This is a genomic window from Dictyobacter aurantiacus, from assembly GCF_003967515.1.
Classification (GTDB): Bacteria; Chloroflexota; Ktedonobacteria; order Ktedonobacterales; family Ktedonobacteraceae; genus Dictyobacter; species Dictyobacter aurantiacus.
In genome coordinates this window covers 3,210,670-3,225,138 of record NZ_BIFQ01000001.1, presented here as the reverse complement: position 1 = coordinate 3,225,138, position 14,469 = coordinate 3,210,670, and the positions used below count along the sequence as shown (strand labels likewise).

11 protein-coding genes are annotated in these 14,469 nt (G+C 54.4%); 8 read left to right on the top strand and 3 right to left on the bottom strand.

From position 1 onward, the window contains the following. Positions 1–38 precede the first annotated feature (38 nt). Positions 39–551, bottom strand: coding sequence for a peptidylprolyl isomerase (locus KTT_RS13005; protein WP_126596376.1), 513 nt, complete (start codon positions 549–551; stop codon positions 39–41). A gap of 146 nt (positions 552–697) precedes the next feature. Continuing rightward, positions 698–1,630 (bottom strand): peptidylprolyl isomerase, encoded by a 933-nt coding sequence (locus KTT_RS36735; protein WP_218030886.1) that lies wholly within the window; start codon positions 1,628–1,630, stop codon positions 698–700. An 826-nt stretch (positions 1,631–2,456) separates the two neighbouring features. Between KTT_RS36735 and dnaB the strand changes: the two genes are divergently transcribed. The 7 genes from dnaB (at position 2,457) to KTT_RS12965 (ending at position 10,923) form a co-directional block, all read left to right on the top strand. Next, complete coding sequence (gene dnaB, locus KTT_RS12995; protein ID WP_126596375.1) at positions 2,457–3,791, top strand: replicative DNA helicase; 1,335 nt, start codon at positions 2,457–2,459, stop codon at positions 3,789–3,791. A 17-nt stretch (positions 3,792–3,808) separates the two neighbouring features. Further along, positions 3,809–4,561 carry a DnaD domain-containing protein gene (locus KTT_RS12990; protein ID WP_126596374.1) on the top strand — a complete coding sequence of 251 codons (753 nt, stop codon included), beginning with the start codon at positions 3,809–3,811 and terminating at the stop codon, positions 4,559–4,561. Continuing rightward, on the top strand, positions 4,507–6,189 hold the full coding sequence (locus KTT_RS36730; protein WP_218030885.1) for an ATP-binding protein: 1,683 nt from the start codon (positions 4,507–4,509) through the stop codon (positions 6,187–6,189). The genes KTT_RS12990 and KTT_RS36730 overlap by 55 nt, the downstream gene beginning before the upstream one ends. Positions 6,190–6,472: 283 nt before the next feature. Continuing rightward, positions 6,473–7,072: a ClpP family protease gene (locus KTT_RS12980; RefSeq protein WP_126599594.1), complete on the top strand. Its 600-nt coding sequence runs from the start codon at positions 6,473–6,475 to the stop codon at positions 7,070–7,072. A gap of 402 nt (positions 7,073–7,474) precedes the next feature. Then, positions 7,475–8,215 carry a class I SAM-dependent methyltransferase gene (locus KTT_RS12975; protein WP_126596373.1) on the top strand — a complete coding sequence of 247 codons (741 nt, stop codon included), beginning with the start codon at positions 7,475–7,477 and terminating at the stop codon, positions 8,213–8,215. Positions 8,216–8,280: 65 nt separating this feature from the next. After that, positions 8,281–9,114, top strand: coding sequence for an alpha/beta fold hydrolase (locus KTT_RS12970; RefSeq protein ID WP_126596372.1), 834 nt, complete (start codon positions 8,281–8,283; stop codon positions 9,112–9,114). A gap of 3 nt (positions 9,115–9,117) precedes the next feature. Continuing rightward, the gene (locus tag KTT_RS12965; RefSeq protein WP_126596371.1) at positions 9,118–10,923 is read left to right on the top strand and encodes an NAD(P)/FAD-dependent oxidoreductase; all 1,806 of its coding nucleotides are present in this window, start codon (positions 9,118–9,120) and stop codon (positions 10,921–10,923) included. An 82-nt stretch (positions 10,924–11,005) separates the two neighbouring features. Here KTT_RS12965 and merB read toward each other — a convergent pair whose 3' ends face one another. Next, a complete protein-coding gene (gene merB / locus KTT_RS12960) occupies positions 11,006–11,647 on the bottom strand; it encodes an alkylmercury lyase MerB (RefSeq protein WP_126596370.1) in 642 nt (213 codons plus the stop codon). 736 nt (positions 11,648–12,383) lie between these two features. On the opposite strand from merB, the gene ftsH reads away from it, so the two are divergent. Further along, positions 12,384–14,417: an ATP-dependent zinc metalloprotease FtsH gene (gene ftsH / locus KTT_RS12955; RefSeq protein WP_126596369.1), complete on the top strand. Its 2,034-nt coding sequence runs from the start codon at positions 12,384–12,386 to the stop codon at positions 14,415–14,417. Positions 14,418–14,469: the final 52 nt, after the last annotated feature.

The following is a 14,469-nucleotide window of genomic DNA, read 5'->3' as shown; positions in this document are numbered from 1 at the left end:
CAGCGGGGAATGTGAGCTTTTTGTTTGTTCTCTATCACTTAGCTCTCGATAATCTCGATGAAATGGAGGGTTTCGCCGGGATTGCGGTCGCGCATAGGATCACGCTCACGCAATGAACGCAGCACATCCAACCCTTTGGAAACCTTGCCGAAAACAGCATGCTTGCCATTCAAGTGAGGCTGGCTATCATAGGTAATGAAGAACTGGGAACCATTGGTGTTGGGACCCGCGTTCGCCATGGATAAGATGCCAGGACCCTCGTGGCGCAGGCGTAGGGCGCTCTTCTCGTCGTCAAAGCGATAGCCAGGACCACCACGGCCGCTGCCCTCGGGATCTCCACCCTGGGCCATGAAGCCACCGATGACGCGGTGGAAGGTGGTGTTGTTATAGAAGCCGTCGCGGGCCAGGAAGACAAAGTTGTTGACGGTGTTTGGCGCCTCGGCGGCAAACAGGTCTACGGTGATGTCACCTTTGTCTGTATGGAAAATCGCCGTGTATTTCTTGCTGGGATCGATCTGCATTGCTGGGGGAGTGCTATATTGCTTAGCCAAGAATATTTCTCCTTCCATTACTTCAGAACAGCTCTGTAAATAAGCCGCTCTTACAGTTTAAGGGCTCCCTACACTCATAGGAAGCCCTTAACATTTTATTGTATGCTGTCAAGTTTGTGTCTTATACACTACCCTTGATCACTTCATCAGGAGGCAGCTTTGACAACAACATAGTTCATGACGTCAGGTGTGGCACTGCCATTCTCAACCGGGGTGAGCGCCTGAGCAACGTTCAATCCGTCTACGACATGCCCAAAGAGGTTGTATTGCTTGCCCAGCTGGGAAGAGTTATCCCCCGTGTCGATAAAGAACTGGCTGCCGTTGGTGTTAGGACCCGAGTTGGCCATCGCAACCGTGCCTGCGGTATAGGAACCCTTAACTGGCTCGTCGGCAAATTTATAGCCAGGACCACCGCTGCCAGTGCCCTCGGGATCTCCACCCTGAGCGATGGCGATCGGGCTTTTGAGCACTCTATGGAAGGTGAGCCCGTCATAGAAGTGATTCTGGGCCAGGAAGACGAAGTTGTTGACCGTCTTGGGGGCAATCTTGGGGTCAAGCTCCAGGACGATGAGTCCGCGGTTGGTGTTGATGCCGGCGCAGTACACTTTGTTGTTGTCAATCACGTTCTGCGCGCCGCTGTACGTGTGATTGATCTTTTTAACGTCGTCCGCGCTGGGCGCGCCGGTTTTGGTGACCGCGCTGACCATGCCTGGTTTAGCGCAAACCGAGGCGGCGTCATTTACGACACTCTTCACCACCGAGGCAGGGGTGGATGCGGGCGTGGTCGCGGCCTTCGGCGTGGCGGTCGCCGCTGGCTTGGCGGGCGTGCTGTTTTTCGCCTGCGCAAAGGGCGGATAGTGATTGACATAAAGAACAAGAAAAATACCGGCTACTACCAGGCATAAAATAATAATGGAGGCCCAGGGATAACGAGCAATTCCACGAGCCGGGGCCTTATAGCCTGCGTCAGTACGTCGACGCTCGGGGCTGTTTGTTCCTAGATCTGGTAACTGGGTAGAGTGTGCCCGAGCTATTTTGGCGGCACGCCTGCTCTCTGAACGTTTAGTGGTCTTTGGCATGAGGTGTTTTTAAATGCTCCTTCTTCATTACGTGACCGACACGGACTCGCGTATTTATTGGTCTATAATAAACCTTACTGTATTTTATGGTCAAGTCCCGCTATGCTGAAGGCCCGCACAAAGGGACCGGGGTCTACAAAAAAATGGCCAAAGGTCCTTCTTTGTATTCGTCCTTTGAATCATATTATAGCTGCTCCGGTAAATCCCTTTTAGCGCGTCGATCGGTGTCTCTAGCCCATGATTCCCCCCTCCCTCTCTCTAAGGCAGACGAAGTTATCCACATCTGATGACATTTTTGGTGGATAACTCTGTGGATAAGTGGGGAAAACTCCACTTTCTGTGTGGATAAGTCCATAAAACACGTGTTTTTGTGACTTTTCCGTGCAAAATTACGCAAAGTTTATCCACATATCCACATTACAGGCCCTTTGGGATCATTTGATTTCATCCGCATTATTCGTTACACTTTGAAGACGCAAGATCACCGATACCAGAGAACTTTGTCGCCAGAAGCCTGGTTTGTTCCCTATGTCCGGCTGTGCTTTAATGTGGGTGGCAGGCTCCGGGAAAGGCCCGATTTGACGTAAAAATAAGCAAATTTCTCATCAGATCAAATGTTCTTGCATATGCTATAATGCTTGTTGCTGCGGTCTAAAATTATTCATACCGTGTAAATGGAGAAGTCAGATTCTCTGGTTTTACTGACCGCCTTTTATCGCTTGCAGCCTGCTTAACCTTTCAATTGTACGCCCATAAACCGCCGGTGCGCGGTGTCTCTAATTACTTATTCAATCCGTGAAGATACGTAGATGCTGGAGTTGAAGACGTGGAAAAGTTGTTACCGCAAAATATAGAGGCCGAGGGTGGTGTCCTCGGAAGTATTATTATCGATCCGGAAGCGATCGTACAGGTCGCTGATTTTCTGGCACCCGAGGATTTCTATCGCGATGCCCACCGTACTATCTTTGAAACGATCCTTCAGCTCTATGAACAACGCGAGGCGGCCGACTTCATTACGATCTGTGATGAGCTTGAACGCAAAAATAAGTTGGAAGAGGTGGGGGGCGCCAGCTATATTACGTCGCTTATCAACCAGGTACCAACCAGCGGTAACATTGAGTACTATGGTCGTATCGTTGAGCGCACCGCTATTTTGCGTCGCCTGATCCATGCGGCGGGTGAGATCGCGGCTACCGCCTACGAGGAGGGTGACGCGAATATCGCTCTGGATAAAGCGGAACAACTTATCTTTGGGATCAGCCAGCGACATGCACGGGCGGATTTTTCTTCGTTGAGCGAGCTGCTCGGCGACTATATGGCCAAACTGGATCAGCTTCACGAACGTCGTGGAACCGTCGTGGGTGTTCCTACGGGCTTTACCGACCTGGATCGCCTGACCGGCGGCTTGCAGAAGTCGGACCTGATTATTCTGGCCGCGCGCCCGGCGGTCGGCAAGACCAGTCTTTGTTTGAGTTTAGCGCACAACGCGGCCGTCAAGCATAAGAAGTCTATCGCCATCTTTAGCCTTGAGATGAGTAAAGAGCAGCTGGTACAGCGCCTGCTGTCAATGGACGCGGCTATCGACCAGCAGCGTCTGCGTACCGGCTGGATTGAGGATGACGAGTGGGAACGTATCGTTTTCGCTATGGGTACCCTGGCCGAGGCCAATATCTGGCTCGACGATACCGCCGGCATCTCGACAATGGAGATGCGCAGTAAGGCCCGGCGTCTGCAGGCTGAACACGGCATCGACATGATCATCGTCGATTACCTGCAGCTGATGCAGTCTTCAGCTGGCAAGCGCAACGATAACCGTGTACAGGAGATTTCCGAGATCAGCCGCAATCTCAAAGGTCTGGCCCGCGAACTGGATGTGCCGGTGATGGCCCTGGCCCAACTCTCACGCGCCGTCGAGAGCCGCCAGTCTAAAGTTCCACAGCTCTCAGACCTACGCGAGTCGGGGTCGATCGAACAAGATGCGGACATTGTTATGTTTATTTATAGAGACGATGTATATAATCCCGAGAGCGAACGAAAAAATATTGCCGATATTATCGTAGCTAAACACCGTAACGGGCCCGTCGGCGAGGTCAGCCTTTATTTCCAGCCCAGCCAGACCCGTTTTACTGATCTGGAAGTTTCACCACCAGCAGACGAATAATTTGGGGGTGAGTTTTAATGTCAACCTTTACCGAATCTACCGGATTCACGGGTTTTCCTACGGGCAAAAATCCTTTTGTGCCCATTCCAGAGGCCTTTTTTACACAGTTATTGCCCGACATAGAGGATAGCGCGGAACTGAAAGTTACCCTGCATATCTTCTATCTGCTGGCGAAGCAGCGCGGTAATCCTCGCTGCGTCAGCGATAGCGATCTGCTTCATGATCGTCTTTTGCTGCGTAGCTTGAAGCGCCGTGGCGATCCACGTCCCGCCGAGGAACGCTTACGCCTGGGACTGGAACAGGCTGTCGCCCGCAATACATTGCTTAAAGTGCATCTACACCTGGCCGGTGAAAACGAGGATGTTCTGATCGGCTGGTACTTTTTTAATACCGCTCGCAGCCGCAAGGTCGTCGCTGAACTACAGGGAGGAGAAATGATTTCTGCCCAGCTACTCACTCGCGATGAACAGGTTGAACAGAAAACTAGCCAGATGGCCGTTGGTGCGGAGGTGTATGCTAGTTCTGTAGGCTACAACAACACGATTCGCCCGATGCATGTTGAGGTGGAACGCCCAAATATTTTTGTATTATATGAGCAAAATATTGGCTTATTATCACCAATGATAGCGGATGAGTTAAAAGACGCAGCCGATCATTATCCTCAGGATTGGATTGAAGCAGCTTTTCGTGAGGCTGTCGAGCAAAATAAACGTAAATGGAGTTATATTCGCGCCATTCTCAGGCGCTGGGAAACGGAAGGCAGGCAGTAATGGAGCGCCTCAATGAAATATTCGAACGCACCGGGCGGCGTCAACCTCTTTCCGAGCAACAAGCACAGGGTCGCACGCCACAACAGGGTCAGGGGCATTTGAAGCGCCGCTTTAATACCGACCGCACAAATCATACGGAGCTTCAGTCGCGCTCTGGTCAGAGATACAATTCCAATACGCCATCTCAGCCCGCTTCTTATTCTCATAATTATCCTTCACGGGCCCGGCATTATTCGAATTATCAGCAAGAGAACGGCGGCTCAGATGGACGCCCCGTTACAGAACCTATCTCACGGGCAGATCATCCTATCTATCCGCCGTCGTACCCACGGCGCAATGTGAGCGACGCTGGCTCTCCCTATCATCCACAGCCGCACCAGGACCAGCAGCGCATCCAGCCGTTGCAGCCGCGACCAACCAGCAATTATCATTCATTGCATTCATCCGATACCTATGTGCCCGATTCACGCGCCGACGTGGTCGAGGAATGGGAAGAAAACGGTCTGACCTATGGCGATTGGGAACAAGAGGGCGGCGACTATGATTATGAGGATGAGGAAATCGAGGCCTATGATGAGCCTGCACCTAGCACCTATCAGCCGCCAGCGTATCGCCAGCGCTCACAGTCCGATACTATGCATGGCCTGAATACAGAGACGCCCGCGCGCGGCATGCGTACCAACCTGCACGATAGCCGCCTGGCGTCGGCCATTGCCAATCAGCAGGCTCGCTCACAGGAACTGCCCGCCTCGCAACGCGTTACGCAACCGCTCAATCCACATACGATCCGGGGAGTACCCCGCGGCGAGCGTAGCCCGCTATCGCGTCCAGGTCCCTCTACCTCTTCGCGCCATCTCAAACCGGTGCGGCCAGAAGTGGAGCAAGCACCACAGGATACCGAGCCAGCCGCTGTCAACAATAAAGTGCCCGCTAAAAGTATCTGCCCAAAATGTAGAGGCGCGGGCTTCTTACGGGCCGATGTGCCTTTTGGACATCCGAATTTCGGCAAGCCCATCCCCTGTGTGTGTAAGGAATCCGAGCGTAAGGAGAAGCGCCGCCAGCAGTTGCGCGATATGTCGAATATGGATGCCTTCCGCAACCAGAGCTTTCGCTCTTTCAGCCTCCATACACCAGGGGTACAGGAGGCGTACGACGCGGCAACGCGTTTCGCGAGCAATCCCCAGGGCTGGTTGCTGCTGATCGGGCCTAATGGCTGTGGTAAAACACACCTGGCGGCCGCCATCGCGAACCTGAGCCTGGATAGTGGCGCGGTCGTCCTGTTTGAGGCGGTTCCCGATCTGCTTGACCATTTACGGGCCGCCTTCGCTCCCACAGCTACCGAGGTCTACGATCAGCTTTTCTCAAAGATGCGCGAGGCAGAACTGCTGGTGCTCGATGACCTGGGTGCGCAGCAGAGCTCGCCCTGGGCCAATGAGAAGTTATTCCAGCTCCTCAACTACCGCTATAACCTGTCGATGCCAACGGTCATCACCGCTAATCCCAAGGGCTTGCAGGGCATTGACGAGCGCATCCGTTCCCGCCTGCATGATACCTACCTCGTCCGAGAGATCGTTATGGATCGCGCGCGCGACCATCGCCCCTTCAATGGGGATGAGCGTAGACGCTAACTCTAGCATAGCAATGATCCAATTTTTGAGCCGGAGACAGGCGTCTCCGGCTCAAAAATTGGATTGCGTTAACTCTTACCCACCATTTCTTGCACTCGCATCTTGTAAGTGCTATCATAACGTTAAACGTCCCCCATTTGTGGGTTTCCTCTGCACATTCATTTTTTACCAACGGCTTATTTCTAATTGTAAAAGAGAAATGACCGTTATAGATAAGTAAGGAGCGCACATGACCAAGTACGATCCGCGCGATCCAAAGTGGATCAAAGAAACTCGTGAGTTTATGGAGCCACGGGGCATTATCCCAAACGTTATTGAGACGACCCCCCGCGGTACCTATGGCTCGGATCTTTTTTCGCGCTTGTTAAAAGAACGTATCGTATTCATTGGTACACCTATCGATGATATGGTCGCCAATAGTGTTGTCGGACAGTTGCTCTACCTGCAGAGCGAAGATGCAACTAAAGACATTAATATGTATATCAATTCACCAGGCGGTAGCATCTATGCTGGCCTGGCGATCTATGACACCATGCAGTGGCTACGCCCGGATGTCTCAACGGTTTGTATGGGTATGGCGATGAGTATGGGCGCCGTCCTGCTGGCCGGTGGCGCGGCAGAGAAGCGCTACTGTCTGCCCAACTCAACGATGCTGATTCACCAGCCTCTCGGTGGTGCCGAGGGTCAGGCGGCCGATATCGAGATCACCGCTCGTGAGATCCTGCGCCTGCGCCGTAGCCTGTATGATATCCTTTCTCACCATACCGGCCAGACACCTGAGCGCATCATGCAAGACTCCGACCGTAACTACTATCTGACCGCGCAGCAGGCGGTTGAGTATGGGCTGGTCGATGATATCCTCTCTTCTACCAAGGAAGAGTAAGCCTGCCTCTCCGAGACAGACGCATCATTGATTGCTCTCTATAGTAGATATATAGGTGCATGTTATGAACAGGGCCAGGTAGCTACACTTGTTTCCCCTTCGGGGAGATTTTACAGGTGAACCTACCTGGCCCTTTTTGTGCGCACTTCATCCGCACTTATTTCAGACAGTGTTTGATCCTCCATGAGGTCTCGCACCTCCGGTGCTCACACGTGTCAGTTTTATATGAGTGCATCGCGTGCGCGGATGCGCACGCGATGCACTCATATAAAAAAACTGTGCGGCCGCGTAGCGGACGCGAGTGCGGGAGCTATCACGTCGCCCAACGATGACGGGAGTCAAACACGCTCCCATTGAGTGAGTTATTGTCCATATTTACCATACCATCCGAGGCCAGAGCTTATGACACCCAATCTGCGTAAATTGCTTTTTGAGACGTTGTATAAAAATCGCTATCTCTATCGCTTCGCCAGTACGGTTCCGTTCGCAGGCCAGTGGCGCACCTGGCAAAAACTGGTCCTCTCGCGCATCCATGGACGCGATATTCTGGAACTGGGCTGTGGATTGGGCGATCTGCTGGCCGATCTACTGGAGGCCGGCTATATGTGCCGGGCGGTTGAACATTCGCCGGAGATGGTGGCGGCGGCGCGCGCGACGCTGCAGCGGCGCCATGCCGGTCCCGCCTCCTGGGTGATTCAGGGCTCGGCACAACATCTGCCCTTCTCGGCCAATAGCTTTGATACGGTAGTGAGCACGTTTCCGTCTGAATATATCTATGATCCCGATACCATTGCGGAAGTTGAGCGTGTCTTGCGTCCGGGCGGCCGCCTGATCATCATTGAGGGCGCGCACCTGCAACCCGTTGGCTACCTGCAACCTTTGCTACTCCTTATCCACCTGCTGGTATATGGCCCGCGTTCACTTTCGGGTACCAGGCACGGTCCGAAACAGTCAGGCACAACCACAACTATCATGGACGATGAGGCATTCACGACCGAAGAGTTACCCGGTATGCCATTTGGAGGACTCATTCCATTAGAGCAGTCTGGTTTGCGGCGCCGTTCACAGCGCGTGCATAGCCGTCGCTGGCAGGTGTTTATTACTCTGGGTGAAAAACCGGACACGACTGATAACGATCACTAACACGATCCTCTGGTAAAATAGCGTATACTGACAGAACCACTATTTGACGAGGAGAAGATGTAGCTATGTCACGTTGGTTTGAGGATCATGTTCAGGCAAATGATGTGCGGTTGCACTATTATCGCACGGGAGACGCTACCAAGCCCCCGTTACTGCTGCTGCATGGCTTCACCGATGCGGGCCTGTGCTGGACAGCGGTGGCTAAAAAGCTGGAGGCTGATTATGATGTGGTGATGCCCGATGCCCGGGGACACGGTCTCTCAGGAGCGGCTGCCAACGGTTTTACGACCGAACTGCTGGTGTCTGATGTGGCGACCATTATCCAGACCCTGCAATTGCAACCGGTAACCCTGCTTGGCCATTCGATGGGTGCCCATACGGCTGCCCACGTCACCAGAAGATATCCAGAACTGGTACGCTCGGTGCTGCTTGAGGACCCGCCATGGCGCGGCTTCGAGACCGAGCCGCTGTCTGGTGAGGAGGAAAGTGGCTTGGAGCAGTGGGCAACCAACATGCGCGAGTTGCAGAAGCAGCCACTGTCCGAGCGCATCGAGGATGCGGCCGATTTTAATCCATACTGGCTGCCAGATGATGTAAATACGTGGGCCGAGGCACAGGGCCAGTTTCAGGTCGAGGTATTTAACCAGGGCCTGTACCAGGTCAGCAGCGAATGGAAGGCCATCGTCCCCGCATTACCACGGCCGGGACTGCTAATTACCGGCGATCCAGTGCGCGGGGCTATCGTGACACCCGGAGTTGCCCGTCAGGCCCTTGAGACATGGCCCGCAGGCAGGCTGATCAATATCGCAGGCGCCGGACATAGTATTCGCCGCGATCGGCATCAGGACTTTGTAACCACCGTTCGACGATTTTTAGAAAAAAATAACGAAGAAAAGTAACGTATGCAAACATCTATCGAGCAGCTAGCCGATCATTATCCGCATCTCGCCCGCGCCTTCGCCAGCATTCCGCAGGGCGAGTTGCATCTGAAGCGTCTGCAGGATCTGAACGCGAGCTGGCAACATATGCTGCTATCGGGAGCGCGTCGCAGCTATACAGAGGTCGTGGTAAGCGAGAAGAGGCCCCTCGTGGCGCCCGGCCATACCTTTGATATCATCTATGCTGGCGGTGGCCTGAATCTATTGCATGCCGCCGTGATGACGCGCCGCTACGGCTTTCGTGTCCTGGTCTTTGATCGCTTTACGGTCGGCGCGGTACACCGCGAATGGAATATCTCGCGGGATGAGCTGCAGGAGTTGCTTGATTGTGGCCTGCTGACTACAGATGAACTGGAGTCGGTGATCCAACGCGAGTACGAGGATGGCGTGGTCCGCTTCCATTCCGGCAATATTCGGGTCGCCCCGGCCGAACTGCATCTAAAGGATGTGCTGAATGTGGCCATCGACGCGGAGAAGCTGACCGCCCTCTGCGTACGCAAGATCCAGGAGCATCGGCCTCGCGACGGAGCACCTAACCTGATCCTGCACAATACAACCTTCGTGCGCTGCGCCGTGCAACCGGACCACAATGTAACGGTCGATGTCAGCGATCAGCTGGGAAACTCGGACAGCTATCAGGCGCGCCTGCTGATCGATGGTATGGGCTCGACCTCTCCCATCGCCTGCCAGCTCAATTGTGGCCGTCCCTACTCTCTGGTCTGCCCTACAGTGGGCACGGTGGCGCGCGGCTATAAGCAGGGAAACGCCGCGGACGAGATCGATCCTGCCAGTGGCGAGGTGCTGGTCTCAACGGAAGATAGCCGCCGGAGCCGCCAGTTGATCTGGGAGGCGTTTCCAGGGAAAGACGACCAGGTGGCCATCTACCTGTTCTATTATGCCGAGTCGGGCAGCCACGTCGACCTGCTTGAGCTTTTTGATGACTTTTTTGCCCTGCTTCCGGACTATAAGGATACCAGTTCGGTTGAAATTCTGAAACCAGTCTATGGTTTTATTCCGGCTGGCTATAACATTACTCTGCCCTGGCAGCCAGAGGCCAAAGTGCTGGCCTATGATCGCGTCCTCTCGCTGGGAGACGCGGCCGCCTTCCAGTCTCCTTTGACGTTCTGTGGCTTCGGCTCCTATGTACGCAATCTGCAGCGGATCACTACACTGCTGGCGCAGGCGCTGCGCACCAATTGCCTGAGTGCCGCAGAATTAAATCAGATTCGCGCCTCCGAAGCGGTTCCGGCCGTCGCCCGTGCCTTCAGCAAATTTATGATCGCCAAACCCGAGCAGGTCGAACCTGCGTGGCAGGTCAATGAGACGTTGAACGTTTTTTGCCACGTGCTGCAGCAGCTGGGTCCCCGCGTGACCAACGACTTTTTTAAGGACCGCGTGAGCTGGCTGGACTACACACGTATCGTGCTGAATACACCCGGCTATTATCCCCGTATCTACGCCCTGGCCCTCAAGACGCTGACGCCAACCGAGATCATCGGCTGGATAACAGCCTGGCTGCAGTTGGGACGCCAGGAGGCATCCTATCAGTTCTATCGCCTGCTGCGCCCGTGGCTCTATTCACCATTGGATAAGCTGCTGCAGGTGGCCCTGATGCGCTCCCGGCCATCCCTGGCTCTGCGCGGTGCCGTCTGGCGCGAAACGATGGCCCAGATAGCGCGCATTCGTGGAGATACGCTGCCAGCCCGCCAACCCGATCACGTCGAGCACATCGTCGGATCATGGTTCGGCAAGCTCTGGCCTATAGGATAAACGATCGCACCGCAGGCGTCCGGCTCGCACCAGATCGCCTGCTCCTGGTTGCCCACGTTCCCATAGATGCCGGGCTTGCCCGCTAGATGGCCTGAGCAAAATAGACCTGCCAGGCCACCTGGCGCACGATCTGATAGGCTTCTCCCACTGGCAACGGCACCGCGTTGGTATGCGTCTGAACCCACTGCCGCGCCGCCTGCTCGGACGTGAAGAAGTGCGTCTGATTACAAAAACTGGTCCGAATATCACTGCACATCTCATTGGCCGAAGGCAATGCGATCGCGATATAGGCGCCCTCGGGCTCAACATCTTTCAGGCCATCGGGCGTCACGCGCAACCTGATTATCTCGTTGGTGATAGGACAGCTCGAAGCAACCTGTACTGGCTGCTGCAAAATAACCGGGTAGGCCAGGCTATCAAAGGCGCACCAGGTAAAGAGCTCGTGTCCCTGTACCAGAAAATGATGTTTGGTTGGCAACAAGGATATTCCTGCCGCCACCACCTGGCCACTAGCATTGTACTCAATTTTCGGCAACTCCTTAAGCTGCTCAAGCAACGCTTCCTCAGTCATACCCATTACCTCAGCCAGCCTACCCGGCTCAACCGCGCTCCCCTGGCCCAACAAACGCAATAACTCAAGCCACAGCTTTGTATATCCACGGCAACTGGCCCGTAAACGTTCAGTCAATGCATCGATTAATGCCACATCCGAAATTCCCTGCATGAACCTTATTCCTATCCTTTCAACCCATTGCTTTAATAAGCTATCGCAACATATAAACCATTACCCAATATTATCACCCGACCAACCAGATTTAAAAATCCCCTCACGTAAGTGCCGGGCTCACTCCGGCTTTTCCTCTCCTGGGCGCCCATGTTCCTCCATAGGTGCCAGGCTTGCCCCGGCTTACCTGCAACACATCGCCATATCCAGCGTATTACAGTCGAGTAATCATAATCACCAGTGAATATGTATCGGAAATACGACCCTGGTGCGTCTTATACACAAAACCATCACTTATAGCCCGAACCTTATAGCAGACAGGGGGATATAAGTCCTTACTGGTATAGTTTTTTTGGAGCGGGGTCCAGAGGCGGCAGCCCATGGCGGGGTTTCAGGGGTGCCCCTTGATTTTCCCTCTCCTTGCGCCGCCGTCAGGCGGCACAAGAGGGTTCAAGGGGCAAGGCCCTGGAAAACCCTATACTTGAAAGGGACATAAGTCCCCCTGCCGGGGTGTGTGTCGAAGATGCGGGAAAATCATCTGCCTGCGCCACCCTCTCTCATTCATCCACCGTCGTCCATGGCGGCGGCTGAATGCAAAACAATGCTAAGTGATGCATTTCTGCTAGCAGTGAGATATAATATGGGGTGTTACCAAAAAAGGCCTATAGTATTCTCCTTATGCATACAAACTACAGTGGTATTGCATGTCAAGGGCCAAGAAAGCAGGTAATTTGCAATGGAAAAACCGCCGGAGAATGTGTACTGGCTACAAAACGGCAACGATAGGCAACAGCAAACGCGTCCTGGCCCTACAGGTCGACCGAACGGGCAAACGCCTCAGCAACGACCATCGAATAATCTCAATAAGTGGCTGCTCGCCCTTGTTGGTATTATGCTTGCCTTGTACATATATAGTATCTTCAGCAATAACTTTGGAACCGGTGGCAACACACAACGCCAAGAGTTGTCGTACACCGATTTCATTAATCAAATTCAAGCCAACAATGTCAAGGATGTGACTATTATTGGGTCGTCCGATATCGTTGGTACGTTTCAGCAGCCGGTAAAGGATAATAAGCAGTTTCATACCTACCAGCTGCCCAACGGCGATCCGCAGTTGTCGCAGTTGCTCTATAACCATAATGTGACTTTTAAGTATCAGCCTCCACAGGATAATTCGATCTGGCTCAGTCTGGCGATCAATATCTTGCCGTGGGTCGGCTTGATCGCGCTTTTCTTCTTCTTTACGCGCCGATCGTCGCAGGGCCAGCAAGGCATCTTTAGCTTCGGTAAGAGCCGCGCGAAAGTGATTCTGGAAGATCGCCCGAGTACGACCTTCGCGGATGTCGCCGGTGTCGATGAGTCTAAATATGAATTGCAGGAAGTGGTTGAGTTCCTGAAGACGCCCCAGAAGTTCCAGCGCCTGGGTGGTAAGATCCCGCGAGGCGTGCTGCTGGTGGGCCCTCCCGGAACCGGTAAAACCCTGCTGGCGCGTGCCGTGGCCGGTGAGGCCGGTGTGCCGTTCTTCTCGATGTCAGGCTCCGAGTTCGTCGAGGTGCTGGTCGGTGTTGGCGCCAGTCGCGTGCGTGACCTGTTCGAGCAGGCCAAGAAGGCTTCCCCCAGCATCATCTTTATTGATGAGATCGATGCCGTCGGTCGTCAGCGTGGCTCCAGCATCAATACCAATGATGAACGTGAGCAGACCCTGAACCAGCTGCTGGTGGAGATGGATGGCTTCGATGCCCGTCAGGCTGTGGTAGTCATCGCCGCCACAAACCGGCCGGATGGTCTGGACCAGGCGCTGCTGCGTCCCGGTCGTTTCGATCGCCGCGTGACCGTCGATCGCCCTGACTGGAATGGTCGCCTGGCGATCTTGAAAATCCATAGCCGCAAAGTTCCTCTGGCCAGCGATGTCAATCTGGTCACGGTGGCTCGCTCTACCACCGGTATGGTTGGTGCCGACCTGGCCAACCTCGTGAATGAGGCGGCCCTGCTGGCTGCTCGCCGCAACCGCGACAACGTGGATCAGCGCTGCTTCGATGAGGCTTTGGATAAGATCCTGTTGGGAGCCGAGCGTCCTCTGGTGCTCAGTGATGAGGATCTAAATGTCACCGCCTATCACGAAGGTGGACATGCCCTGACCGGCCTCCTGCTTGAGGGGACCGATCCCGTGACCAAGGTGACAATTGTGCCGCGTGGACAGGCTCTGGGTGTGACCATGTATACGCCTCTGGACGATCGCTACAACTACTCGAAGGAGTATCTGCTGGCGCGCATCGTGACCGCCCTGGGTGGCCGCGCCGCCGAGAAGGTGATCTTTAATCGGGTCACTACCGGCGCGGAGAATGACCTGCAGCGGGTGACGCAGATCGCGCGTCAGATGGTGACACGCTGGGGCATGAGCGAACGCCTGGGCACGGTCTCATTTAGCGAACGTGAAAATCCGTTCTCGGGCGGCGGCGATACCGGCGCGCCAACCGATTATAGCGAAGAGACAGCACAGGTCATCGATGAGGAAGTAGATCGCATCGTACGCACCTCCTACGAGGAGGCGGTCAATCTGCTGACAACGTATCGTGCGACCCTGGATCGTATCGCTCAGGATCTACGCCGCTATGAGACCATCGATGTGAAACAACTGCACGCTATTATGGAAGAGACAGGCGCCCCGATTGCGCAGTCTCAATACCAGGTAGGACAGCAGGCTGTAACGGCCCTTGCTCCCCCACTTCCTCCCAGCGAACCGGTGGTTCCACCAGAGATCCAGTAAATAGTTTCATTGAGAAACGAGAGCCCCTGTTCTAGCAGGACGGGGGCTCTCG